The sequence below is a fragment of the Kribbella sp. NPDC049584 genome (assembly GCF_040675555.1).
Classification (GTDB): domain Bacteria; phylum Actinomycetota; class Actinomycetes; order Propionibacteriales; family Kribbellaceae; genus Kribbella.
This window is the reverse complement of record NZ_JBFAPF010000004.1, coordinates 283,021-305,581: the sequence shown is the minus strand read 5'-3', so window position 1 is coordinate 305,581 and position 22,561 is coordinate 283,021. Positions and strand designations below refer to the sequence as shown.

At 67.9% G+C, this 22,561-nt stretch carries 25 protein-coding genes; 15 read left to right on the top strand and 10 right to left on the bottom strand.

Annotation, left to right across the window (positions count from 1 at the left end; all coding sequences use genetic code 11):
* Positions 1 to 42: 42 nt before the first annotated feature.
* Complete coding sequence (locus AB0J62_RS17700; protein ID WP_363871361.1) at positions 43 to 1,473, top strand: MFS transporter; 1,431 nt, start codon at positions 43 to 45, stop codon at positions 1,471 to 1,473.
* A gap of 61 nt (positions 1,474 to 1,534) precedes the next feature.
* Here the strand turns inward: AB0J62_RS17700 and AB0J62_RS17695 are convergent, their stop codons facing one another.
* A complete protein-coding gene (locus AB0J62_RS17695) occupies positions 1,535 to 2,104 on the bottom strand; it encodes a dienelactone hydrolase family protein (protein WP_363871358.1) in 570 nt (189 codons plus the stop codon).
* A 58-nt stretch (positions 2,105 to 2,162) separates the two neighbouring features.
* Between AB0J62_RS17695 and AB0J62_RS17690 the strand changes: the two genes are divergently transcribed.
* Positions 2,163 to 2,744, top strand: coding sequence for a helix-turn-helix domain-containing protein (locus tag AB0J62_RS17690; RefSeq protein ID WP_363871355.1), 582 nt, complete (start codon positions 2,163 to 2,165; stop codon positions 2,742 to 2,744).
* Here AB0J62_RS17690 and AB0J62_RS17685 read toward each other — a convergent pair.
* The gene (locus tag AB0J62_RS17685; protein ID WP_363871352.1) at positions 2,708 to 3,211 is read right to left on the bottom strand and encodes a MarR family winged helix-turn-helix transcriptional regulator; all 504 of its coding nucleotides are present in this window, start codon (positions 3,209 to 3,211) and stop codon (positions 2,708 to 2,710) included. The genes AB0J62_RS17690 and AB0J62_RS17685 overlap by 37 nt on opposite strands.
* A gap of 59 nt (positions 3,212 to 3,270) precedes the next feature.
* On the opposite strand from AB0J62_RS17685, the gene AB0J62_RS17680 reads away from it, so the two are divergent.
* Genes AB0J62_RS17680 through AB0J62_RS17670 form a run of 3 tightly spaced genes read left to right on the top strand, consistent with a single transcriptional unit; the run spans position 3,271 to position 5,632 of the window.
* Positions 3,271 to 4,239, top strand: coding sequence for a glutamate-cysteine ligase family protein (locus AB0J62_RS17680; RefSeq protein WP_363871349.1), 969 nt, complete (start codon positions 3,271 to 3,273; stop codon positions 4,237 to 4,239).
* A complete protein-coding gene (locus AB0J62_RS17675; protein ID WP_363871346.1) occupies positions 4,236 to 5,237 on the top strand; it encodes a hypothetical protein in 1,002 nt (333 codons plus the stop codon). Before AB0J62_RS17680 ends, AB0J62_RS17675 begins: the two co-directional genes overlap by 4 nt.
* Entirely contained in the window at positions 5,234 to 5,632 is a 399-nt protein-coding gene (locus AB0J62_RS17670) for an MAPEG family protein (RefSeq protein ID WP_363871343.1), read from the top strand. The genes AB0J62_RS17675 and AB0J62_RS17670 overlap by 4 nt, the downstream gene beginning before the upstream one ends.
* On the opposite strand, the gene AB0J62_RS17665 is transcribed toward AB0J62_RS17670, so the two are convergent.
* Entirely contained in the window at positions 5,610 to 6,446 is an 837-nt protein-coding gene (locus AB0J62_RS17665; protein WP_363871340.1) for an AraC family transcriptional regulator, read from the bottom strand. The two genes, AB0J62_RS17670 and AB0J62_RS17665, sit on opposite strands and share 23 nt — an antisense overlap.
* A 70-nt stretch (positions 6,447 to 6,516) precedes the next feature.
* Between AB0J62_RS17665 and AB0J62_RS17660 the strand changes: the two genes are divergently transcribed.
* From AB0J62_RS17660 to AB0J62_RS17645, 4 genes are read left to right on the top strand one after another with little or no spacing between them, the layout of a single operon-like run.
* Positions 6,517 to 7,335 carry a phytanoyl-CoA dioxygenase family protein gene (locus tag AB0J62_RS17660; RefSeq protein ID WP_363871337.1) on the top strand — a complete coding sequence of 273 codons (819 nt, stop codon included), beginning with the start codon at positions 6,517 to 6,519 and terminating at the stop codon, positions 7,333 to 7,335.
* Positions 7,336 to 7,344: 9 nt separating this feature from the next.
* Complete coding sequence (locus tag AB0J62_RS17655; protein WP_363871334.1) at positions 7,345 to 7,812, top strand: pyridoxamine 5'-phosphate oxidase; 468 nt, start codon at positions 7,345 to 7,347, stop codon at positions 7,810 to 7,812.
* The gene (locus tag AB0J62_RS17650; RefSeq protein ID WP_363871330.1) at positions 7,805 to 8,947 is read left to right on the top strand and encodes a glycoside hydrolase family 99-like domain-containing protein; all 1,143 of its coding nucleotides are present in this window, start codon (positions 7,805 to 7,807) and stop codon (positions 8,945 to 8,947) included. Before AB0J62_RS17655 ends, AB0J62_RS17650 begins: the two co-directional genes overlap by 8 nt.
* Positions 8,948 to 8,961: 14 nt before the next feature.
* A complete protein-coding gene (locus tag AB0J62_RS17645) occupies positions 8,962 to 9,888 on the top strand; it encodes an aldo/keto reductase (RefSeq protein WP_363871327.1) in 927 nt (308 codons plus the stop codon).
* A 5-nt stretch (positions 9,889 to 9,893) separates the two neighbouring features.
* On the opposite strand, the gene AB0J62_RS17640 is transcribed toward AB0J62_RS17645, so the two are convergent.
* Positions 9,894 to 10,715 (bottom strand): MerR family transcriptional regulator, encoded by an 822-nt coding sequence (locus AB0J62_RS17640; RefSeq protein WP_363871324.1) that lies wholly within the window; start codon positions 10,713 to 10,715, stop codon positions 9,894 to 9,896.
* 167 nt (positions 10,716 to 10,882) lie between these two features.
* On the opposite strand from AB0J62_RS17640, the gene AB0J62_RS17635 reads away from it, so the two are divergent.
* Positions 10,883 to 11,203 carry a nuclear transport factor 2 family protein gene (locus AB0J62_RS17635; RefSeq protein ID WP_363871321.1) on the top strand — a complete coding sequence of 107 codons (321 nt, stop codon included), beginning with the start codon at positions 10,883 to 10,885 and terminating at the stop codon, positions 11,201 to 11,203.
* A 53-nt stretch (positions 11,204 to 11,256) separates the two neighbouring features.
* Here AB0J62_RS17635 and AB0J62_RS17630 read toward each other — a convergent pair whose 3' ends face one another.
* Positions 11,257 to 12,420: an acyl-CoA dehydrogenase family protein gene (locus AB0J62_RS17630; protein WP_363871317.1), complete on the bottom strand. Its 1,164-nt coding sequence runs from the start codon at positions 12,418 to 12,420 to the stop codon at positions 11,257 to 11,259.
* Positions 12,421 to 12,544: 124 nt separating this feature from the next.
* Between AB0J62_RS17630 and AB0J62_RS17625 the strand changes: the two genes are divergently transcribed.
* On the top strand, positions 12,545 to 13,882 hold the full coding sequence (locus AB0J62_RS17625) for a UDP-glucose/GDP-mannose dehydrogenase family protein (protein ID WP_363871314.1): 1,338 nt from the start codon (positions 12,545 to 12,547) through the stop codon (positions 13,880 to 13,882).
* On the opposite strand, the gene AB0J62_RS17620 is transcribed toward AB0J62_RS17625, so the two are convergent.
* From AB0J62_RS17620 to AB0J62_RS17610, 3 genes are all read right to left on the bottom strand, one after another.
* A complete protein-coding gene (locus AB0J62_RS17620) occupies positions 13,883 to 15,103 on the bottom strand; it encodes an MFS transporter (protein ID WP_363871310.1) in 1,221 nt (406 codons plus the stop codon). It lies immediately after the preceding gene.
* A gap of 75 nt (positions 15,104 to 15,178) precedes the next feature.
* Positions 15,179 to 15,664: a 5-(carboxyamino)imidazole ribonucleotide mutase gene (gene purE, locus AB0J62_RS17615; RefSeq protein ID WP_363871994.1), complete on the bottom strand. Its 486-nt coding sequence runs from the start codon at positions 15,662 to 15,664 to the stop codon at positions 15,179 to 15,181.
* A gap of 27 nt (positions 15,665 to 15,691) precedes the next feature.
* Complete coding sequence (locus AB0J62_RS17610; RefSeq protein WP_363871307.1) at positions 15,692 to 16,864, bottom strand: 5-(carboxyamino)imidazole ribonucleotide synthase; 1,173 nt, start codon at positions 16,862 to 16,864, stop codon at positions 15,692 to 15,694.
* A 154-nt stretch (positions 16,865 to 17,018) separates the two neighbouring features.
* Here AB0J62_RS17610 and AB0J62_RS17605 point away from each other — a divergent pair, with 154 nt between their 5' ends.
* The gene (locus AB0J62_RS17605) at positions 17,019 to 17,579 is read left to right on the top strand and encodes a GtrA family protein (protein WP_363871303.1); all 561 of its coding nucleotides are present in this window, start codon (positions 17,019 to 17,021) and stop codon (positions 17,577 to 17,579) included.
* A gap of 15 nt (positions 17,580 to 17,594) precedes the next feature.
* Positions 17,595 to 18,155, top strand: coding sequence for a hypothetical protein (locus AB0J62_RS17600; RefSeq protein WP_363871300.1), 561 nt, complete (start codon positions 17,595 to 17,597; stop codon positions 18,153 to 18,155).
* A 3-nt stretch (positions 18,156 to 18,158) separates the two neighbouring features.
* On the opposite strand, the gene AB0J62_RS17595 is transcribed toward AB0J62_RS17600, so the two are convergent.
* Positions 18,159 to 19,079, bottom strand: coding sequence for a hypothetical protein (locus AB0J62_RS17595; protein ID WP_363871297.1), 921 nt, complete (start codon positions 19,077 to 19,079; stop codon positions 18,159 to 18,161).
* Between the two features lie 70 nt (positions 19,080 to 19,149).
* Here AB0J62_RS17595 and AB0J62_RS17590 point away from each other — a divergent pair, with 70 nt between their 5' ends.
* A complete protein-coding gene (locus AB0J62_RS17590; protein WP_363871294.1) occupies positions 19,150 to 20,370 on the top strand; it encodes a GNAT family N-acetyltransferase in 1,221 nt (406 codons plus the stop codon).
* Here the strand turns inward: AB0J62_RS17590 and AB0J62_RS17585 are convergent.
* Complete coding sequence (locus AB0J62_RS17585) at positions 20,367 to 20,993, bottom strand: PH domain-containing protein (RefSeq protein ID WP_363871291.1); 627 nt, start codon at positions 20,991 to 20,993, stop codon at positions 20,367 to 20,369. The genes AB0J62_RS17590 and AB0J62_RS17585 overlap by 4 nt on opposite strands.
* 165 nt (positions 20,994 to 21,158) lie before the next feature.
* On the opposite strand from AB0J62_RS17585, the gene AB0J62_RS17580 reads away from it, so the two are divergent.
* A complete protein-coding gene (locus AB0J62_RS17580; RefSeq protein WP_363871288.1) occupies positions 21,159 to 22,553 on the top strand; it encodes an OFA family MFS transporter in 1,395 nt (464 codons plus the stop codon).
* Positions 22,554 to 22,561: the final 8 nt, after the last annotated feature.

Sequence of the window (22,561 nt, the reverse complement as noted above, 5' to 3'; positions counted from 1 at the left end):
GTTGCACAAACCAACTATCTTTCGCTGCCCCGGAGGCTGATGATGTCCGCTGCTCCAACCGTGCGCGCCGATGCCGTGGTGCCGGTGCTCGCCTCGGCCGGGATCACGGTCGCGCTGATGCAGACGCTGGTGATCCCGCTGGTTCCCGAGCTGCCGCGACTGCTGAACGCGTCGGCCGCCGGGACCGCCTGGGCGATCACCGCGACACTGCTCGCGGCCGCGGTCGCGACCCCGATCATGGGTCGCCTCGGCGACATGTACGGCAAGCGCCGGATGCTGCTGATCAGCATCGGCATGCTGGTGGCCGGCTCCGTCGTCGCCGCGCTGAGCAGCTCACTCGTGCCGATGATCGCCGGTCGCGCGCTGCAGGGCCTGGCCGCGGGCGTGATCCCGCTCGGCATCAGCATCATGCGCGACGAACTCCCCAGCGAGAAGCTCGGCACGGCGACCGCGCAGATGAGCGCCTCGCTCGGTGTCGGCGGCGCACTCGGCCTGCCGCTGGCAGCGCTGCTCGCCGAAAACTTCAACTGGCACACGATGTTCTGGCTGTCGGCCGGTCTCGGCGTGATCGTGTTCGGGCTGGTCCTGCGGCTTGTCCCGGAGTCGTCCGTACGCTCCGGCGGCCGGTTCGACCTGCTCGGCGGCCTCGGTCTGTCGATCGGCCTGATTTCGTTGCTGCTGGCAATCTCTCAGGGCGCCGACTGGGGGTGGACGGGCGGCCGGACGCTCGGCCTGTTCGCTCTCGCGGTCGTCGCGCTGCTCGCCTGGGGCTGGTGGGAACGCCGTACCAGAGAGCCGCTCGTCGACCTGCGGACGACGGCGCGCCCGCAGGTGCTGCTGACCAACCTGGCGTCGATGGTGTTCGGGTTCGCGATGTTCGCGATGTCACTGGTCCTGCCGCAGCTGCTGCAGATGCCCAAGGCCACTGGTTTCGGACTCGGTCAGTCGATGCTCGCGTCCGGTCTGGTGATGGGTCCGTCGGGCCTGGTGATGCTGATCGCGGCGCCCTTCTCGGCGAAGATCTCGAACACCCGCGGCCCCAAGGTCACGTTGATGCTCGGCGCCGTCGTGGTCGCCGCCGGGTACGCCGTGGGCAGCGTGCTGATGGGATCGGTCTGGGAGCTCGTGCTGGTCTCGCTGCTGATCGGCGCCGGCATCGGTCTGGCGTACGGCGCGATGCCGGCGCTGATCATGGCCGCCGTACCGGTCTCGGAGACCGCGGCTGCGAACAGCTTCAACACGCTGATGCGGTCGATCGGAACGTCGGTCTCGAGCGCGGTCGCGGGCGTGATCCTGGCCAACCTGACGATCAGTCTCGGCGGCTACACCCTGCCCTCGCAGAGCGGCTTCCGAACGGTCCTCCTCATCGGCGCAGGCGCCGCCCTTGCCGCCCTGGCGATCGCCTCCTTCATCCCCACCCGCCGCGCGGTCGCCGAGGCGTCGCCGGTCGAGGCGGAGGCCGTCGCCGGCTAGCGGGTTGTTGACCGGCTGGCGGGTTGTTACGCGTTAGCGGCGAAACAACCCGCCATCGGCCTCAGCCCAGGAAGTCCAGCGTGCGCTGCATCAGGAGTTTGGCGGCGGGCTCGTCGTAGCCGGGGAGCGACGAGTCCGCGAAGAGGTGCTCCTTGCCGGGGTAGAGGAACAGCTCCACGGAACTGTTGGCGGCGACCAGGGCGCGCGCGGCGTCGATATCGCCGCCTTCCTCGGCGAAGAACGGATCCTCCTCCATCGCGTGCACCTGCGCCGGCACGCCTTCCGGCCAGGCGCCGAACTCCTCGGCCGACAGGCACGAGTAGTAGAACAACCCGCCGACCGCTCCCGGCCGGGTCTGCGCCAGCTGCTGGGCAGGCACGACGCCGAGCGAGAAACCGGCGTACACGACATTCGCCGGCAGGTTCTGCGCCGCCTCGACACCGCGCTCGGCGATCGTCCCGAAGCCCGTCGCACGCGCGTACTCCATGCCCTCGTCGATGGTCGCGTACGTGTTGCCTTCGTACAGGTCGGGCGTGTGGACGGTGTGCCCCGCCTGCCGAAGCTCCTCCGCGAACGCCTTCACCCCGTCGGTGAGGCCCTGCGAGTGGTGGTACAGAACGATCTCAGCCATCGTCGGCTCCAATGATCCAGATATCTCGAACAATCGGCGATGTTAGTCTATTCAGACTATGTCGATCAACAGTTCGGTCCCCGATTACGAGCTCGCGGACACCGTCGAGCTGACCACCGCGGAGCAGGTGCGGGCGATCAGCGACCCGTTGCGGACGACGATTCTCGGGCTGCTGCACGAGCGGGCCGCGACGGTGACCGAGCTGGCCACCGCGGTCGGCCGGCCGAAGAGCACGGTCGCGCACCACGTGAAGGTGCTGACCGACGCGGGCATCCTCCGGGTGGTCCGGACCCGGCGGGTGCGGGCGATCGAGGAGCGGTTCTACGGCCGTGCGGCCCGGATGTTCTACGTCGGACTCGGACGGCAGGGGCCGGACGGGATGCTGCCCCATGATTTCAACGACTTCGAGGTCGCTGCCGAGGAGTCCAAACCGGCGTACGACGCGGGTGAGCTGCGCTCGTTCATCCGGCATGCCCGGATCCCGGAAAAGCGCGCGGCGGAGTTCTGGCAGCAGGTGGATCGGCTGATCCACAGCTTCGACCAGCTCCCCCGGTCCGGCGACACGACGTACGGCTTCACCGTCGGCCTCTACCCGATCGTCGACTACCCGACCTTGCCTCCGACCGACGACGAGGCCTGAGACTCCTCGGCAGCGAACCGGTCGAGTACGTCGACCAGGCGGGCCAGCACGTCCCGGGCGATCTCGTACTCCTGCTCACCGAACTCCTCGGTGAAGCGACGCTCGAGCTGACCCAGGTACCGGAAGCCGTCACCCGCCACCGCCAGACCGTGCTCGGAGTACCTGACGATCTTGGCCCGGCCGTCGGCGGGGTCGGACTGCATCTCCAGCAGGTCGAGCCCGACCATCTCACGGATGATCTCGCCCATCGACTGCCGCGTGATTCCGGCGCGGACGGCCATGTCGGCGGCCCGGGCGCCCTCGGCGTGCAGCGTGCCGAAGACGGAGTTGTGCGCCATCTTCACCTCGGTATGTCCTTCAGCGTGGGCGCGCCGGACCATGTCGTTCTGCATCGCCCGGTTGGCCCGGTCGACCAGAGCGATCAACGGCTTGCGATCGAGATGTGGTTCGGCATAACCCCTTGACATGTTGTAAGGATACCTTCCAATATTTCGACAGGAATCCTTACGGTATCAGGGAGGGCCCGATGGATGCCATGGAGCTTCACCCGGTGGTTGCGGGCCTGTTCGCGCGGGGGCGCCGGCGGACGGTCCGGGTCGCGGTCGAGCAGGAGTACGTCGTCGCCGACGCGGACGGCGGCGTGGTCCCGATCGAGCGGGTACGGCGGGCCGCCGCCGGCGCGGTCGCGGCGCCGTACATCACGTTCGAACCGGGCGGCCAGCTCGAGCTGAGCCTGCCACCGTCGCTCGATCCGGTCGGGGATCTCGGTGCGCTGACGGCGGACCTGCGGAGTCGGTTGAGCCGCGACGGCATCAGGTTGCTGACGATCCCGGTGGATCCGCGCACCGATGTGCCGCTGCAGCTGACCTCTTCGCGGTACGTCGCGATGCAGCGGCACTTCGACACGATCGGGCCGGCCGGGCGGCGGATGATGCGGCGGACCGCGTCGACGCAGATCTGCCTGGATTGGTGGCCGGGCGCGGCGGGGATCGAGCAGTGGCGGGTGCTGAATCTCGCCGGACCGTTCTTGGCGGCGGCGTTCGCACGCGATGGCGGGCGGTTGAGCACCTGGCTGGACGTCGATCCGACGCGCACCGGCTTCGACGACCTTGTGCTTCGCGGCGAGCCAGTCAGCTCCTACACCGCCTTCGCGGCCGGGGCGACGAGGTTCTTGGATGGGGCGGAGGCGCACGTGAGCACGCTGTTTCCGCCGGTGCGTCCACGCGGCAGGTACCTGGAGGTCCGCTTCCTCGACGCCCAGGAACCAGCCGGCGTCGAACGCGCGATCGGGGTACTCGGTCGGCTGATGTACGACGACGCGCTGCGGCGCGCCGCACTTGAGGCACTCGAACCCGAGCGCCCTCTGCTGGCCGAACTGTGGCGCACCGTCGCCGCGGGCGAGCACACTCGGAACGCTCAGCTATCACGCGACCTGGCGCTCCCCGCCGCCGCCGTACCATACGGTTTGGTATGGCCGTCGGAGGTGGCGGCATGAACGGCCGTACGAGCGGCGGCGTGAGCGCCGGTACGAGCGGCGGGGTTCTGTTTGTGACCGATCCGCTGGTCGGCCTCGCGGGTGACATCGACGCGAGTGTCGGCTTGATGAGCGCGACTCAGGAGCTGGGGTCCGAGGTCTGGTGTTGCGGACCGGAGGAGCTTGCGGTGGTCGACGGCCGGGTGCGGGCTCGTGCCCGACGGATCCGGCTTCGGCCGCGCCATGCGATCCGTGGCGACCATCGGTGGATCGTCGATGCGACCTGGTGGGACGAGCTCGAGACCGCCGTTGTCGACGTTGCCTCGCTTGACCTGGTGCACCTGCGGATCGATCCGCCGGTCGATTCGCGGTACCTGCACACGACGTACCTGCTGGATCTGGTGGAGCGGGCCGGTACGCGAGTGATCAACCGGCCGGAAGGCATCCGGGCGATGCACGAGAAGCTGGTCGCGCTGCACTTCCCCGAGCTTTGTCCGGCCACCTATGTCGGAGCGGATCCCGCAGAGCTGCGGTCATTCGTCGCTCGCGTCGGCACGGCCGTGGTCAAGCCGGTCGACGGATTCGCGGGACTCGACGTCTGGCTCGTGCACGACGACCAAGGCGCGGTCGCACTCCTGGAGTCCGCGAGCCACGGCGGACGGCGGCAGGTGATCGCCCAGCAGTACCTGCCGGCTGTTGCACATGGCAACAAACGGTTGTTCCTGCTCGACGGCGACATCGTCGGCGCAGTACTTCGCCGGCCGGCCGTCGACGACTTCCGGATCGGGCCACCGATCGCACCGGCCGAACTCGACGAGGACGACCACGCGATCGTCGCCGCCCTCGGGCCCGTCCTGCGCAAGCACGGCCTCGCCATCGCCGGTCTCGATGTGATCGGCGGCCGGCTGATCGAGGTCAACGTCACCTGCCCGGGCGGTATGCACAAGACCGATGCCCTGCTCGGCACCCAACTCAGTCAAACCATCGTGAGTCGTTTGTTCGAAGGAGTACTCGTATGAATCTCGACACCGTCACCATCGTCTGCATCGCGCTGCTGGGCATCCTGCTGTTCCTACTCGGCGCCAACGTCACACGCAACCGAGCTCTGCGCGGAGGCGGCAATCAGATGCCGACCGATCCGTCCGACAAGCTGCTGATCGCGGTCCGCGCGCACGGCAACGCGGCGGAGTACATCCCGACGATGATCGTGCTGCTGCTGGTCTGCTCGGTCCTGTCCGACAGCTGGGTGGTCGACGTCCTCGCGATCGCGGCCGTCTTCGTCCGGACCGTGCACGCGGCCGGCATGCTGACGTCTCGTACGCTGGCCAGCCACGGACCGCTCCGCGATATCGGTGCCATGGGCACCTATCTCGTCGGGGTCGCGCTGGGCGTCACCGCGCTGGTGACGATCTGAATGCCGTGGGGGTGGTCCCGGTGAGCTGACGGAACACGCGGGCGAAATGCTGGCTGGAACTGAAGCCCAGGCTGACGGCCAGCGCGGTGATGGTGATGTCGCTGGTCTCGAGGAGTTGGCGGGCGCGCTCGATCCGGCGTTCGTTGAGGTACCGGTGCGGTGGCTGGCCGAGCTCGGCGGTGAACAGCTCGGCCAGGTACGCCGGGGCGAGCCCGCTTCGGTCGCCTAGCTCCCGCAGGGTCCATCGCTCGTGAAACTCCTGGTCCAGCAGGCGTTTCACGGCCCGCACCGCCGGATGCATCGCAAGCTGCGGCACGGCGGCCGGCGCGAGACACCGGGACACCGCCAACACCAGGTGGTCGACCGCGAGCGTCAGACCCGTGTCGGCGTACTCGTAGCGGGTGGTGACCTCGCGGACCAGTTGCGCGAAGGCGTGCGCGAGCTCACCCGCTTCACGATGGACGACGGTCTTAGGCCAGGGCAGCCCGAGCGCAGGCTGGCGTCGTACGACGGGTTCGCGGTCGATCGCGGCGAAGTAGAAGTGGTGGTTGCCGGAACGGCCGGCCAGGTGATGGGTGAGGCCGGGCGGTACGGCGAAGAGATGGCCCGGGTGGAGGACGTAGCTCTCGCCGCCGGCAACCCAGTGCGTGCTGCCGTGTTGCTGCAGGTAGATCTCCCAGACCGGATGCTGATGCGACTCGATCAGGAACTGCTCGGGCACCCACTGCTCACCCGCATGCAGCAGACCGCTCTCCCCCGCGAATCCCTCGGCGTGGAATCCGGCGCGGAGCCCACTGGGACGGTGCAACGACACCTGAAGATTGTGTCCAGTTGCCTGAACATCGGCAACGCCTGTTCGTCCATGCCTTCCTAGGTTGGTCCGCATGGAGCGACCTGGAGCAGACGACATCGCCTTCTACCGCGAGAACGGCTATTGGATCTCGCCGGTGATCGTGCCGTCCGACGTACTCGATGCAGCCGAGCGCGGGATGGAGCGGTTCTACGCCGGCGACCACGACCACACGCTGCCCGATCTGCCCGCGACGCGAGGGTGGCAGGCGGCGGACGGCGACGTACTGCGGAAGAACGACTACTCGTCCTTGCGGGTCGACGAGTTGGCCGCGTTGGTACGGCACCCGGCGATCGGTGCGACGGCGGCCGCGTTGTCCGGCGCGGACGGGATCCGGTTGTGGCACGACCAGTTGTTGTTCAAGCCGCCAGGTGGTTCGGCGAAGGTCGGGTGGCACACGGATCGGCAGTACTGGCAGTCGTGTACGTCGGACGACATGCTCACCGCGTGGGTCGGGTTCCACGACGTGGATGAGGTGAACGGGGCGGTCGGGTTCCTGCCAGGGAGCCATCGGTGGTCCGTGACCGGGCTGGACTTCTTCTCGCAGGACAACGCGGGGCTGGAGGCGTCGATCGCGGCGCAGGGGTTCGACCCGACTCCCGTCGTACCGCGGATGAAGCGTGGACAGGTCAGCTTCCACCACTGCCGGACTGTGCACGGGAGCTCGGCCAATCTGAGTACGGCGCCGCGCCGGTCGATCGCCATTCATCTGCAGCCGGCGAACAACCGCTGGCGTCCCGGCTCGGCGCATCCCAACGACACGCTCGTCCGGCAGAACCCCGACCCGGATTACACGGACCCGGCGATCCAGCCGACGCTCTGGCCACTTGATAACCGGACCACGGTCCGTTAGCTTCGTGGCATGCAAGGACTTGAGCGGATCAACGAACTCGGGCGGCGGGATCATTTCCTGGCGGTAGCGATCACGCAGCGCCGGTCCGGCGAGCCGGCCGCCTCGGTCGTCAATGCCGGCGTCCTCGACCATCCCCTGACGGGTGAGCCGGTCGTGGCGTTTGTCGCGCGCGGGCACACGGCGAAGCTCACTCACCTGCGGCGGACCCCGCAGGCGACGTTGGTGTTCCGCGCGGGCTGGGAGTGGATCGGCGTCAGCGGATCGGTCGAGCTGGCCGGGCCCGACGACCCGCTGCCGGGGATCGACGCGGAGCGTCTGCGCGTGTTGCTGCGCGACATCTACGCGGCGGCGGGAGGCGTACATCCGGATCTCGACGAGTACGACCGCGAGATGGTCGCGGACCGGCGTACGGCGGTGCTGATCCGCCCGGAGCACTTCACGAACAACCCACGTGGCGCGGACCCGCAGCGTGGCTGAGCGGCCGAAGGTGCTCGCGTACTACTTCCCGGATTGGCACGCCGATCAGCGGAACGCGACGTGGTTCGGGCAGGGCTGGGACGAGTGGAGGCTGCTCGAGGCCGCGAAGCCACGCTTCGACGGGCACCGGCAGCCACGCATTCCCCGTGACGGGCGCTTCGACGAGGCGACCCCGGCCGCGGCCGAACATCAGATTCGCCTGGCCAAGGAGTACGGCGTCGACGGCTTTCTCGTCGACTACTACTGGTACGACGACGGGCCCTATCTCCAGGGCGCCCTCGACGACGGACTGCTCGCCGCGCGGAACAGCGACGACATCACGTTCGCGCTGATGTGGGCGAACCACGAACTCGTCAACATCTTCCCGCACGACGATCCCGCCAACGAGTCGCCGCAACGGCTCAAGAACGGCGCGATCGATCGCGCTGCCTTCGAGCGGATGGCCAGGCACGTCATCGACGCGTACTTCGCGCGCCCGAACTACCTGACCGTCGACAGCCGGCCCTGGCTGACGATCTACGAACTCGGCAACCTCATCGCCGGGCTCGGCGGCGTCGAGGAGACGGCTGACGCGCTGCGGTGGTTCGACGAGCAGACGCGGCAGGCCGGGTTCGAGGGACTTCATCTGGATGCGGTGGTGTGGGGCATCGGCGTACTCCCGGCGGCGATCACGCTCGACGATCCCGCCGAGCTGGTGCGGAAGCTCGGGTTCCGGTCCGCGACGTCGTACGTCTGGGTTCATCACGCCGACCTCGGCAGGTTCGAGTTCCCGCGCGCCGGGATCGGCCCGCTGCGCGCGGCCGCGTTCGCGGAGTACGAGCGGTACGCCGCGGAGCTCGACGTACCGTTCTATCCGAACGTGACGGTCGGGTGGGACGCGTCGCCGCGGACCGCGCAGGATCGCGAGTTCGTCCGCGGACGGTACCCGTGGACGACGACGTTCGATCCGTCGCCGGAGGAGTTCAAGGAGGGGCTGCTGATGGCGAAGTCGTTCCTGGAACGGCACGGTCAACCGCACCCGATCATCACCGTCAACGCGTGGAACGAGTGGACGGAGGGCTCGGCGCTGCTCCCCGACAGCCACAACGGCTACGGCTTCCTCGAGATGATCCGCGCCGTGTTCGGCGCCAGGTGATACAACCAGCTGTCATGGAGACGGTTGAGTTGACCAAAGCCGGGATGTCCGTGTCGCGGGTCGTGCTGGGGCTGATGCGGATCAAGAACCTCAGCGACGCCGAGATCCGGGAGCTGGTCGGAACGGCGCGCGACGCCGGCGTGACGATGTTCGACCACGCCGACATCTACGGCGGCTCCCACGGCTGCGAGCAGCGGTACGGCGACGCGCAGGCGGTGCCCGCCTCGGAGCGCGACCAGATCACGCTCCAGTCCAAGGTCGGCATCCGTTCCGGGTACTTCGACTTCTCCTATGAGCACATCGTCTCGAGCGTCGAGCAGTCGCTGACCGCGCTCCGGACCGACCACCTCGACATTCTGCTGCTGCACCGGCCGGACACCCTGATGGAGCCCGACGAGGTCGCCAAGGCCTTCGACGAACTGCACTCGGCCGGCAAGGTCGCGGCGTTCGGCGTCTCGAACCACACTCCCGGCCAGATCGAGCTGCTGGCCCGATCCGTCCGTCAGCCCCTGGTCGCCAACCAACTGCAGTTCAGCATCGCGAACGCAGCCCTGGTCGCGCAGGGCCTGGCCGCCAACATCATGGGCCTCGACCAATCCGCCGACCGCGACCTCGGCATCCTCGACTACAGCCGCCTGAACGACATGACGATCCAGACCTGGGGTTCCGTCCAGAAGCCGCCACCCGGAGGCGTCTTCATCGGCGACCGCGAAAACTACGGCCCGCTGAACGAGGCTCTGGACGAACTCGCGGCCGCGTACAACGTGACTCCGGACGCGATCGCCATCGCCTGGATAGCCCGCCACCCCGCCAACATGCAGATCGTCATCGGCACGACGAACCCATCCCGCGTGAAGGAATCCGCCACCGGCGCCGCCCTCCGCCTCACCCGCGAAGAGTGGTACCACCTCTTCACAGCCGCCGGGCACACACTTCCCTAGCGGCCCTACTCTCCACCAGCGCCGGACAGCCGGAAGATCGGCCAGGCCAACTCGGTGCGCCAGGTAGCCGGGTCAGAGTTGTCCTGAGGGCCGACTGTGTAGGTTTCCTGGATCGGGCCGGCGACTCCCAAGGCATGGTCGTGAACCCAGGAGCCGAGGCGGCCGTAGGTGACGTCGATGTCGTCGTGGGGCCCGGAATGGATCGTCACCGCGAGTTCGGCAGCGGGTAGCTCGATCGGCTGCACGCGACCGATGGCGGGTGGATCGGCGATCGGACGGTAGACAACGACGGTGCCGCGGCCGGCCGTGAAGAGAGCGTTGTCGTAGTGACCACCGGGCGGCCCGAGCCGCGTCCGAGCTGCAACGGCCGAGTCGATCTCCGCCATGGCACCGGCGTACCACGCCAGCACGTCAGCCAGGTCGACCACATCGGTGATCCCGGCAACCAGTCGCGCGGGCTCCGAGCGCAGCTCGACGACAACGTCGCCCGGGACAGGGCGAAGCAGCCGTTGGAGCGAGGTCACGGCGGCGCGAGTCCGATCCAATGAGTCCTGCAGCCGATCGAGGTGTCCAGCGATCAACTCCGAGCGGACGGCAGGATCATCGGTGCCGAGAATCTTCCTGACCTCGACCAGCGGCACATCGAGCTCGCGCAGCCTCTGGATCACCTGTGCGGAAGGAATCTGGTCGGTCGTGTAGTAGCGGTACCCGCTCGACCGATCCACTGTCGACGGCACCAGCAGTCCACTCTCGTGATACCGCCGCAGCGTGCGCACACTGAGGTGCGTCACCACCGCGAACTCCCCGATCGTCAGCCCTCGGCCCACGCCGCTACTGTGCACCCTCCCCCTGAGAGAGAGTCAATTCCTTGACCCTCCCCGTCCGGGAACCGGCACCGTGGCCGCCATGAACCTGAAAGCCCGCCGCATCGTCGTCACCGGCGCCGAATACCCCATCGACGGCGGCACCATCTCAACGATCTGAGGAGATCGCCATGCTCCCTGACACGCTCAAGAACTACCTCGCCAGCCACATCGCCCGCGACCTCGACGCCGCCATGCAGTGCTACGCCGCCGACGCCGAGGTCACGGACGACGGCAAGACCTACTACGGCCCTGACGAGATCCGTTCCTGGCTCAGCAGTGCCACAAGCGAGTACAGCTACACCGCCGAACTGATCGCCACCCGCCAGCTCGATCCGCAGACCTACGTAGCCAGCCACCACCTCGAAGGCAACTTCCCAGGCGGCTCAGCCGACCTCGACTTCACCTTCACCCTGAAAAACAACCTGATCACACGCCTCGTCATCACCTGACACCTGACCAGCCGGAGCGACGAAAGACGCCCGCGCAGTACCGCGGGGGCTGTTTACCCCAGGCCCTTCAAGAGCTGGCGGGCCATGACGATGCGTTGGACCTGGTTGGTGCCTTCGTAGATTTGGGTGATTTTGGCGTCGCGCATCATGCGTTCTACGGGGTAGTCGTGGGTGTAGCCGTAGCCGCCGAGGAGTTGTACGGCGTCGGTGGTTACGGCCATCGCCACGTCGGACGCGAAGCACTTGGCCGCGGCGCCGAAGTACGTCAGGTCGGCGTCGCCGCGTTCGGAGCGCGCGGCAGCGGCGTACGTGAGCTGTCGGGCCGCTTCGATCTTCATGCCCATGTCGGCGAGCATGAACTGCAGGCCCTGGAACTCCGCGATCGCCTTGCCGAACTGCTTGCGCTCCTTCACGTACCCGAGCGCGTAGTCCAAAGCACCTTGAGCGATCCCGAGTGCCTGCGCGGCGATCGTCACCCGCGTGTGGTCCAGCGTCGCCATGGCGGTCGAGAATCCAGTGCCCGGCTCCCCGATCATCCGCGACAAAGGGATCCGCACGTTGTCGAAGTACACCTCGCGCGTCGGTGAGCCCTTGATGCCGAGCTTCTTCTCCGGCGCGCCGAAGGACACGCCGTCGTCGGACTTCTCGACCACGAACGCCGAGATCCCCCGCGACCGCGCTGACGGATCCGTCACCGCGAAGACCGTGTAGAAGTCCGACACCCCGGCGTTCGTGATCCACCGCTTCACGCCGTTCAGCACGTACGAATCACCGTCGGCAACCGCCCGCGTCTTCATCGAGGCCGCGTCCGATCCCGCCTCGGGCTCCGACAGGCAGTACGAGAACATCGAGTCACCCGCGGCGACCGGCGGCAGGTAGCGCTGCTTCACCTCGTCCGAGGCGGACAGCAGCAGCGGCAGCGAGCCGAGCTTGTTCACGGCCGGGATCAGCGAGGTCGAGGCGCACGCGCGGGCGACCTCCTCGATCACGATCACCGTCGCGAGCGCGTCCGCGCCGGCACCGCCGTACTGCTCGGGGATGTGCGGCGCGTGGAAGTCCGAGGCCTTCAGCGCGTCGTACGATGCCTTGGGGAACTCGGCCAGCTCGTCCACGTCCCCGGCGTGCGGGGCAACCTTGGCGTCGCAGACGTCCCGGACGGCCTCCCGGATCGCCTGGTGCTCCTCCGACAGCGCGTACAGCTCGAATGAGTTACTCACGAGTCACACAGTACGACGAACAACCCGCCGGGACAGGGCGTCGTACCCCGAAAGTGAGCAAGAGCGCACTCCACAGCCATGAGCCGGTCACCGTCTGATAACCACGATGGGTAGAGTCCCCGACATGAGTGAAGCGACCTCCCGCCCCCTGCGGATCGCCGTCATCGGCACGAACTACCTCGGCGCGAACACCGCCGCCGGGATGGCCGAGTTCGGTTTCGACGTCATCGGGGTCGAGATCGACGAGCACCGGCTGAAGCTGCTGAACGACGGCAAGGCGCCGCTGTACGAACCCGGTCTGGACCCGCTGCTGAAGAAGCACGTGGACTCCGGCCGGCTGCGGTTCACCAAGGACTACCGCGAGATCGCGGACTGGGCCGACGTGCACTTCATCTGCGTCGGCACGCCGCAACTCGAGGGCAGCGAGGCGGCCGACCTGGCCCAGGTGCACTCGGTCGTCAGCATGCTCGCGCCGCTACTGACCAAGCCGACGCTGGTCGTCGGGCGCTCCACCGTCCCGGTCGGTACGTCGAAGATCGTCGAGGCCCGCTTCCACGCCGAGGCCCCGGCCGGCACAAGCGTCGAGATCGCCTGGCAGCCCGAATTCCTCCGCGAGGCGCACGGCGTCGACGACACGCTGCACCCGGACCGGCTGGTGTTCGGCGTACAGTCCGACGCCGCCGAGACGCGGCTGCGCCAGGTGTTCGCCACCCCGATCGGCGAGGGTACGCCGGTCGTCGTGTGCAACCTGCCGACCGCGGAGCTGGTGAAGGGCGGCGCGAACGCCTTCCTGGCCACGAAGATCTCGTTCATCAACGCGCTCGCCGAGATGGCCGACGCGAGCGGCGCCGACGTGACGCTGCTCGCCGACGCGCTCGGGTACGACAAGCGGATCGGCCGCGGCATGCTGAACGCCGGCCCGGGATACGGCGGCGGCTGCCTGCCGAAGGACCTGCGCGCGTTCATGCACCGCGCCGGCGAGCTCGGCGTCGAAGAGGTCATCACGTTCCTGCGGGAGGTCGACGACATCAACCAGCGCCGCCGTGCCGGGATCGTGGACCTGACCCACGAGATGCTCGGCGGCGAATGGGTCGGCAAGAACGTGACCGTCCTCGGCGCCGCGTTCAAGGCCGGTACGGACGACGTCCGCGACTCGCCGGCGCTCGACGTGGCCGGCCGGATCCAGCTGCACGGCGCGAACGTCACCGTCTACGACCCGGAGGCGATGGAGAACGCCCGCCGCGTCCGCCCGACCCTGCGCTACGCCCCGACCGCGGCCGAGGCCTGCCGCGACGCCCACGCCGTACTGCACCTCACCGAGTGGCCCGAGTTCCGCGAACTCGACCCAGCCGCACTGCGCGGCCTCGTCACCCACCCGGTCGTCATCGACGCCCGCCTCAACCTGAACGCCGAAGCCTGGCGCGCAGCGGGCTGGACGTACCGCGCTCCTGGCAGGCCGTAGCTACGCGACCCGCGCGCTGCGGATGACGGGGCGGCTGAGTGCTACCAGGCCGATCAGCGCGATGGCGACGCCGATGCCGAGGCAGACGCCGGTGATCCGGATGCTCTCGACGTCGGCGAGGCTGCCGAGTATCGGGTTCATCACGACCAGCGCGAGGCTCTGGCAGAGCACGATGACCGACTGCAGGCGGGACTGATACTCACGCTCGACCGAGTTCATCAGCAGTGGCAGGACATGTCCGGTGAAGGTGCCGACCCCGATGCCGCTGATCACAGCGGCCGCGATGGTCAGCGGGAGCGGAGCGACCTGGGACAGGCCGATGAATCCGACCGCGGCCAGCAACAAGCCGAGCATCGCGACTACCCCCGGGCGCTGGAAGGCGCCGCGCATCAAGATTCGGATCGACACGACGCCGACTCCGATGCTGCGGGTCGCGATCAGGATGGCCGCCGTCTTCGCGTCCCAGTGATGGTCGCGGGCCAGCAGCGGCAGGAGCAGCGCATCCATCGGCATCAGCAGACCGGCGGCGATCGTCATCGTGATCAGCAGCGCCCGCGTCAGCGGCCGTACGAATGCCGCCCGGACGCCGTCGACGATCGAGCGGAACATGGTGGTTGTCCTCGACCCGTGCGGGGCCGTGGTGCCGCGCAGCAGGTAGAGCACGACGATCATGACGCCGAAGGTGATCGCGTCGAAGCCCGCCGCCGCGGACAAGCCGGTCCAGTTGACCAGCACGCCGCCGACCGCGGTACCGGAGACGGCGAAGACGACTCCCGCCACCTGGAAACTCGCCAGCGCCCGCGGCACCTGCTCCGCCGGCACGAGCAGGCGCGGCATCGACCGGGACGAGGGCAGGAAGAACGCGTCGATGATGCCGACCACCGGGGCCAGGACGACCAGGAGCCAGATCGGCTCCCCCACCGCGCGGGTCGCGGGAACCAGAGCCGCAGTCACCAGGAACATCGCCACGCAGCTCACCAGCAAGACTCGCGGAGCGCCGTACCGGTCGCCGACCGCACCGCCGATCAGAAGGAGCACGGCTCGGGGTGCCGCCGCGAGAAGCAGGATCAGCCCGGCGACACCGCCGCCGTGACGGGTGGCGGACCAGCCGATGGCAAACGTCATCGTCAAGTCGCCGAGCAAGGAGACAAGCGCGCCGAACAACCAGATCCAATAGCGGACCGGTATGCGCTGCGTGTCCGAATCAGTGGGCGGAGTCACGATCGACGACCTTAGACGACAACCAATGGGATCTCACGACTACCCGCCCCCATCCTGTGGAAACCAGCGACTGCCTCAGGCTTTACGCAACTCTGCCGCCCCGTCACGCACCGTGCTGCCCTTCCCTCGTGCCACTTCGGCCAGCGATTCCTGGAATGCCAGCATCTTGTCCCGCAACTCGTCGTCCGTCGCGGCCAGAATCCGGACCGCGAGCAGCCCCGCATTCCGAGCGTTCCCGATTGACACCGTTGCAACCGGGACTCCGGCCGGCATCTGCACGATCGACAGCAGGGAGTCCATTCCGTCGAGGTATTTCAGCGGAACCGGTACGCCGATGACCGGCAACGGTGTCACCGACGCGAGCATGCCGGGCAGATGCGCGGCGCCGCCCGCACCCGCGATCAGCACCTTCAGCCCTCGTTCGTGGGCTGACCGTCCGTAGTCGATCATCTCGATCGGCATCCGGTGCGCGGACACGACGTCTGCCTCAAAGGGCACGTCGAACTCGGCACACACCTCGGCCGCGGCTTTCATCGTCGGCCAGTCGCTGTCCGACCCCATGACAATGCCAATCACTGTCTGTCTGTCCTATTCGTCGATGGTGCCGGTCAGGTACGCCGCCGCGTGCCGCGCGCGTTCGCGGGTCTCTTCGAGGTCGTCGCCGTACGCCGTCACATGGCCGATCTTGCGGCCCGGCTTCACCGACTTCCCGTAGAAGTGGACCTTCAGCCCCGGGTCGCGGGCCATGCAGTGCAGCAGACCGCGGTGCATGTCCTCGACGTCGCCACCGAGCACGTTGACCATCACCGTGTACGGCGCTCGCGCGGCCGGTGATCCGAGCGGCAGGTCGAGTACTGCGCGCAGGTGGTTCTCGAACTGCGACGTGACCGCGCCGTCGATCGACCAATGCCCGGTGTTGTGCGGCCGCATCGCCAACTCGTTCACCAGCAGGCGTCCGTCACGCGCCTCGAACATCTCCACCGCGAGTACGCCGACCACGCCGAGCTCACCGGCGATCCGCAGCGCGGTCTGCTGTGCCTGCGCGGCCCTCTCCGGTGCCAGGCCGGGTGCCGGCGCGGTGACCTCGACGCAGATGCCGTTCTTCTGCACCGACTCGACGATCGGGTACGCGACCGCCTGCCCATGTGGCGAACGCGCCACGATCGCGGACAACTCGCGGACGAAGTCCACCTTTTCCTCGGCCAGGATCGGTACGCCGCTGGCGAAGGCGGTCGCGATGTCCTCGTCGTCCGGCCCGTCGACGAACCAGACGCCCTTGCCGTCGTACCCGCCGCGGGTCGTCTTGAGGATGATCGGGAATCCGCCGACCCGCTTGGCGAAGTCCTCGACCTCGCCCGGTGTGGCGACCACCTGGTGCGCCGGCGACGGGGCGTCGAAGGTGTCGAGCCGGGCGCGCATCACGGCCTTGTCCTGGGCGTGCACCAGCGCGTCCGGCCCCGGGTGGACCTTCAGCCCGTCCGCCTCGAGGGTGTGCAGGATCTCGGTCGGCACGTGCTCGTGGTCGAACGTCACCACGTCACATTCCGCGGCGAACCGCCGTACGGTCTCGAGGTCCTTGTAGTCGCCGACCGGCGCGTCCGCGACGGCCTGAGCGGCCGACACGGCGGGGCCTTCGGCGAGCACGCGGAGCTGGATGCCCAGGGCGACGGCCGTTTCCTGCGTCATCCGGGCCAATTGGCCGCCGCCGACCATGCCGACCACCGGGGTGCCGACGGGGAGGTCTTTTCGATCGAACTTCACAACCGGAGCCTAATGTCCATACAACAGGAGTCCGTCGGCGGCCACCGCGCCACACCCGGGTTACTCTGCCGATTTCGGCGTGGGACCGGTCGCCGGGTACCGTGGGAAGCTGCCCCTCCCGTCGCTGTGTGATCACAGAAGGTTCCGAAGACCGTTGAAGCTCGTCACCACGCTGTACCGCCAGTTCCAGCATCTGGTGCACGAAGTGGCCAAGTTCGGTCTGGTCGGTCTGCTCGGTCTGTTCGTCGACCTGCCGATCTACAACTGGCTCGTGTTCAACAACCCGCTGGTGCTCGCCGACTCCGGCGAGGGCATGCTGCACCACAAGCCGCTGACCGCGAAGCTGATCTCGACCACGGTCGCCACCGTCGTGACGTACTTCGGGAACCGCTACTGGACGTGGCGTCATCGTGAGCGCAGCGGTCTGCACCGTGAGTACGTGCTGTTCTTCGTGCTGAACGGGATCGGTCTGCTGATCGCGGCCGGCTGTCTGGCCTTCTCGCGGTATGTGCTGGACCTGCACACCTGGCTGTCCGACAACATCGCCGCGAACTTCATCGGCCTCGGACTCGGCACCCTGTTCCGCTTCTGGTCGTACCGGAAGTTCGTGTTCAAGGAAGAGATCGAACTCGACGAGGCCGAGCACACCCCCGCGCCGGACTCCCCGGCCGACCTCGACAACGAGAACACCGGCGACCTCCCCGCCATCCGCTGACCGCGGTCCGGCCGGATGAGCAATCCTTCATCGCCTCAGCGGCCGCGTCCGGCGGTTGTGATCAGCATCGTTCTCGCCGTACTTCTGGTGGTCGCCGTCGGCTCCGGGATCGCCGCTGTCGCCGTCGTGCGGGCTGACGCGCACACCCAGCAGAAGCGCGCCGACGACCTGCAGCAGAAGCTCGACGAGGCCGCGCCGGACGAGCAGTTGCGGAAGGACGTACTCGCGGCCGCGCAGACCAACGTGGGCGTCCTGTTCAGCTACGACTACCGCAAGCTCGATGAGTACGCAGCGGCGACGCGGAAGGTCACAACGGACAAGTTCGGGTCCGAGTTCGCGCAGACCGTGGCCGCCATCCGCGCCCAGCAACTGAGCCAGCAGGCCGTGGCCAAGGCCGCCGTCAAGGAGGCCGCGGTTCAGGACGCCAACGCAACCACCGCGCACGTTCTCCTGTTCGTCGACACCACCACGACGACCAAGACTCTGAAGACGCCGAGCGTCCAGCGGACCCGCGTAGTCCTCACGCTCCAGTCAGTGGCCGGCCACTGGCTGGTCGACGGGGTCGAAGCTATCTGAGGGTCACTCTCCGAACGGTGGCTTGAAGGTGGCGTTGCCGTCGGTCCAGTGGAAGTAGACGGGGTCGGTGAAGGTGCCGGGGGCCTTGCCGAACGACTGGATGACGGTGGTCGTCCCAGTGGCGTGGCCGACGGCGTACACGTAGCCGGTGTGGGTGTCGCGGTCGATGCCGAGCAGGAGCGTGCCGTACTGGCCACACTGCTGTGCGAGCAGCGTCTCGAAACCTTGCCAGGTCGAACTGCGGACCTGCTTGACGATCGGCTTCATCGGCGCGGTCGTCGGAATGTGGATCGTGTACAGCGCCCCGCCGCGGGTGTTCGCGAGGAACGTGTCGTAGGTCTTGGTCGAGCTGATCAGCGCCATCGACTTCACCGAGGCGAACCCGGGTGCGGAGACCTTGTTCCGCCAGACATCTTTGTCGATGGTCCAGCGGTACAGCGTCCCGTTGCTGAGTCCGTACGTGTTGTGCCGGAGCACCTTGTCGAAGTACACCGTCTCGTCGAGGGCGACGAAGCTGCCCCAACCGCCGCCGATCCGCTTGTTCCCGCCTTGGATGACGCCGCTGTCACCGGTCGAGTACTGGGTGTAGTACAGCGCGTCCCCCACGACGCTGTAGCCCCCGACGAAGGCGATGCTGACGCCGTCGTCACCCCACGACATCGACGAACTGATCCGGACCGCTCCAGCGGGGTACACCGCGCGCCCCAGGATGCCGGTGGTCGTCGTCCTGGGCGGCGTCGCGGCGACGACGCCCTTGTACCCGTGGTCGCCGCCGGCCGTCACGGACCCGGCCAGGATCGCGCAGCCCCCAGCCGACGTGGCGTTCGGCTTCGAGACCACGCTCGGCCCCGCCACCGCTGTTCCAGGGAGCATCCCTGCTGCCGCGAGCAGGATCGCCGCGGCCGTTCCGAGTGGTTTGCGCATGTGCTACCACCGCCTTTCACCAGGCTTGATGCTCCCGTGAGGGCTGTGGTTGTCGGCAGGGCGTGTGAAGATGCCGTACGTGACCGATATCGAGGTGCGGACGGCCCAGGCAAGCGAGTACGACGCGGTCCAGGCCGTGTTCGGCGCGGCGATGATGTTCGAGGTCACGCCCGACGAACTCGGGCGGCAACTGTTCGAGCCCGAGCGCGCCCTGGTGGCGGCCGACGGCGACGAAGTCGTCGGTACGACGCGTGCCCTGACACGTGACCTGTCGGTGCCGGGCGGTGTCGTGGCCGCGGCGCATGTGACCGGAGTCGGCGTGAAGTCGACCCATCGCCGGCGTGGCGTGATGTCAGGGTTGATTGGCCGGCAGCTGCGCGAGGTGCCGGAGGCGATCGCTGTCCTGTGGGCGAGCGAGCCCGCGATCTACGGCCGCTTCGGGTACGCCGCAGCCGCGTGGGGTACGTCGTACGACGTCGACCTGCATCGCGTCGGCGCGCCGACCGGACCGATCCGACCGGGCGAGCTCGGCGAACTGTCCGCGGACGAGGCACTCAAGGAGCTGCCGCGCATCCTGAGCCTGATGCAGCAGCTCCGGCCTGGAGTGTCCGATCGCTCGGACTTGCGCTGGCAGCAACACCTGCAAGACAAGCCGGACGAGCGCGGCGGCCGCACGGCCCTCCGTATCGTGGTCCACCGAGACGAGACCGACACCGTCGACGGCTACGCCCTCTGGCGCGGCAAGATGGTCTGGGGTCCGACCGGACCTGCGTACGAGGTCCACGTCAACGAACTCGTCGCCCCGTCCCCCACGGCATACCGGGTCCTCTGGCAACACCTCCTGACCATGGACCTCAGTGCCAAGCTCAGTTACGGCTACGCAGCCGTCGACGAGCCCCTCCTCCAACTGGTGAAGACACCAACGGCCTTGGACCGCCGCGTCAGCGAGTCCCTCTGGCTCCGCATCACCGATGTCCGCCGCGCCCTCCAGGAACGCCAGTACGCCGTCCCCGTCGACGTCGTCCTGGACGTAACCGACAACCTGCTCGAGGCAAACACGGGCCGTTTCCGCCTGACCGCGACCGGATCGTCCGTCTCGTGCGAACGCACCGACGACGCACCCGACCTGAGCCTGTCAGTAGCCGAACTCGCCGCCGCCTACCTGGGCGGCCGCCCCCTGGCCGAGTTCGCAACCACCGCCCGCGTCACCGAACACACCCCCGGCTCCCTAAACCAAGCCACCGCAGCCTTCCGCTGGCCGCTGGCTCCGGTCAGCCTCGAGGTCTTCTAACGGTCGTCGTCTGAGCTGAAGAGGGTTTCGGCGTCGTCCGTGCGGGACTGCTGGGGTTGTTGCGGCTGCTGGGGGCGGCGGCGCATGTGTTCCGGCGGGGCTTCGTTCTCGAGGATGCCGTCGCCGGGTTTGCCGTCCGGGCCGCCGAAGAGGAGGTCGGACATCTGCAGGTGGACGTGCTCGACATGCGGTACGTCGGGAAGCACCACCTGGCCGCGCTCACCGGCGGACTCGATGTGGAGCGTGCCGCAGCCGAGGATGCGGTCGATCAGGCCGTGTTCGTAGGACACGTCGTTGACCCGCATCAGCGGGATGTCCCGCCCGGTGCGGGTGAGGATGCCGTGCCGGGTGATCAGCCGCCGGTTCGTGATCGTGTACGTCGAGAAGAACCAGTTCAGGAACGGCTTCAGCGCGAACGCCGCCAGGATCACCACGCCGACGGCGAGGATCGCGATCCGGGCCGGGGTCTGCAACGACCCGGTGGGCACGATCGCGGCCAGGAAACCGCCCGCGCCCGCCACCACCAGCAGCAGAAGCACCGGGCCGATCAGCGCCTTCCAGTGCGTCCGGGTGCTGACGACGACGTACTCGTCCTCACCCAACAACTTCGCCGAGATCGCCATACCCCCAGTCTCACAGCTACCGGGTCCGAATGTCCCCTGTCGACACGACCGAGCGCAGCCGGCCCGACACGATCGGGCGACAAACTGGTTTAACACTTCACAAAGTGCATACAGTGAGCCAAGATGCGCGAGGGGTTACCAACTGGGGGACGAGAAGGAGCCGTGATGGCAGTCTTGTCGATACTCGATCGGGAGCACACGATCGCGCCGCCGGGGTACAGCCGCTGGCTGATCCCGCCGGCCGCGCTGGCGGTCCACCTGTGCATCGGGCAGGCGTACGCGACCAGCGTCTACAAGACCTCGATGGTGAAGCACTTCGACAGCAGTCAGACCGCGGTCGGCGTGGTGTTCAGCATCGCGATCGTGATGCTCGGCCTGTCCGCCGCGATCGGCGGCACCTGGGTCGAACGCAACGGCCCACGGAAGGCGATGTTCGTCGCCGCCTGTTTCTGGGCCACCGGCTTCCTCGTCGGCGCCCTCGGCATCGGCACCGGCCAGCTCTGGCTGGTCTACCTCGGGTACGGCGTGATCGGCGGTATCGGTCTCGGGATCGGCTACATCTCGCCGGTGTCCACGCTGATCAAGTGGTTCCCGGACCGCCCGGGTCTCGCGACCGGCCTGGCGATCATGGGCTTCGGCGGCGGAGCGCTCGTCGCCAGCCCGCTGTCGCGCCAACTGCTCGGCCTGTACGACTCCAACTACGACCCGAACGTCAGTACGTCGGTCGCCGGCGGCGGCGCGCTGGTCGGGCTGTTCGTCACGCTCGGCATCGGCTACTTCGTCATCATGATGTTCGGCGTCTTCAACATCCGCGTGCCCGCCGAGGGCTGGATGCCGGAGGGGTTCGATCCGAAGACCGTGCAACAGAAGGCGCTCGTCACCACCGCGAACGTGTCGGCCGCGAACGCGATCAAGACGCCGCAGTTCTGGTTCCTCTGGGTCGTGCTGTTCTGCAACGTGACCGCGGGCATCGGCATCCTCGAGCAGGCCAGCCCGATGATCCAGGACTTCTTCCGCGGCGACAGCGGCAAGTCGAGCGTCGCGGTCGCGGCGGCAGCCGGGTTCGTCGGGCTGCTGTCGATCTTCAACATGGCCGGCCGGTTCGGCTGGTCGACGACGTCGGACCTGATCGGCCGCAAGCCGATCTACGCGATGTACCTCGGCGTCGGGATCATCGCGTATGCCCTGCTCGCCACCGTCGGCCACACCAGCACGGTCGTCTTCGTCCTGCTCGCCGCGATCATCATCTCGTTCTACGGCGGCGGGTTCGCGACGGTTCCGGCGTACCTGAAGGATCTGTTCGGCACATATCAAGTCGGCGCTATCCACGGGCGGCTGTTGACCGCATGGTCCGCGGCGGGGATCGCCGGACCCCTGATCATCAACGGTTTCCTCGACCACGAAGGCAAACCGGGCACGCTGACCGCATCGGCGTACCGGCCGGCGCTGTTCACGATGGTCGGCGTACTGGCGGTGGGGTTCATCGCGAACCTGCTGATCCGCTCGGTCGCCGAACGATTCCACGAGAAGTCCGAGACCACGGTGGAGGCAGCGCAATGAACCAGACC

Bases quoted from the DNA above. Each gene is read 5' to 3' on its own strand.
- AB0J62_RS17700 (WP_363871361.1), top strand. From the start codon at position 43: ATGTCCGCTGCTCCAACCGTGCGCGCCGATGCCGTGGTGCCGGTGCTC.
- AB0J62_RS17695 (WP_363871358.1), bottom strand. From the start codon at position 2,104: ATGGCTGAGATCGTTCTGTACCACCACTCGCAGGGCCTCACCGACGGG.
- AB0J62_RS17690 (WP_363871355.1), top strand. From the start codon at position 2,163: ATGTCGATCAACAGTTCGGTCCCCGATTACGAGCTCGCGGACACCGTC.
- AB0J62_RS17685 (WP_363871352.1), bottom strand. From the start codon at position 3,211: ATGTCAAGGGGTTATGCCGAACCACATCTCGATCGCAAGCCGTTGATC.
- AB0J62_RS17680 (WP_363871349.1), top strand. From the start codon at position 3,271: ATGGATGCCATGGAGCTTCACCCGGTGGTTGCGGGCCTGTTCGCGCGG.
- AB0J62_RS17675 (WP_363871346.1), top strand. From the start codon at position 4,236: ATGAACGGCCGTACGAGCGGCGGCGTGAGCGCCGGTACGAGCGGCGGG.
- AB0J62_RS17670 (WP_363871343.1), top strand. From the start codon at position 5,234: ATGAATCTCGACACCGTCACCATCGTCTGCATCGCGCTGCTGGGCATC.
- AB0J62_RS17660 (WP_363871337.1), top strand. From the start codon at position 6,517: ATGGAGCGACCTGGAGCAGACGACATCGCCTTCTACCGCGAGAACGGC.
- AB0J62_RS17655 (WP_363871334.1), top strand. From the start codon at position 7,345: ATGCAAGGACTTGAGCGGATCAACGAACTCGGGCGGCGGGATCATTTC.
- AB0J62_RS17645 (WP_363871327.1), top strand. From the start codon at position 8,962: ATGGAGACGGTTGAGTTGACCAAAGCCGGGATGTCCGTGTCGCGGGTC.
- AB0J62_RS17635 (WP_363871321.1), top strand. From the start codon at position 10,883: ATGCTCCCTGACACGCTCAAGAACTACCTCGCCAGCCACATCGCCCGC.
- AB0J62_RS17625 (WP_363871314.1), top strand. From the start codon at position 12,545: ATGAGTGAAGCGACCTCCCGCCCCCTGCGGATCGCCGTCATCGGCACG.
- purE (WP_363871994.1), bottom strand. From the start codon at position 15,664: ATGGGGTCGGACAGCGACTGGCCGACGATGAAAGCCGCGGCCGAGGTG.
- AB0J62_RS17600 (WP_363871300.1), top strand. From the start codon at position 17,595: ATGAGCAATCCTTCATCGCCTCAGCGGCCGCGTCCGGCGGTTGTGATC.
- AB0J62_RS17595 (WP_363871297.1), bottom strand. From the start codon at position 19,079: ATGCGCAAACCACTCGGAACGGCCGCGGCGATCCTGCTCGCGGCAGCA.
- AB0J62_RS17590 (WP_363871294.1), top strand. From the start codon at position 19,150: ATGCCGTACGTGACCGATATCGAGGTGCGGACGGCCCAGGCAAGCGAG.
- AB0J62_RS17585 (WP_363871291.1), bottom strand. From the start codon at position 20,993: ATGGCGATCTCGGCGAAGTTGTTGGGTGAGGACGAGTACGTCGTCGTC.
- AB0J62_RS17580 (WP_363871288.1), top strand. From the start codon at position 21,159: ATGGCAGTCTTGTCGATACTCGATCGGGAGCACACGATCGCGCCGCCG.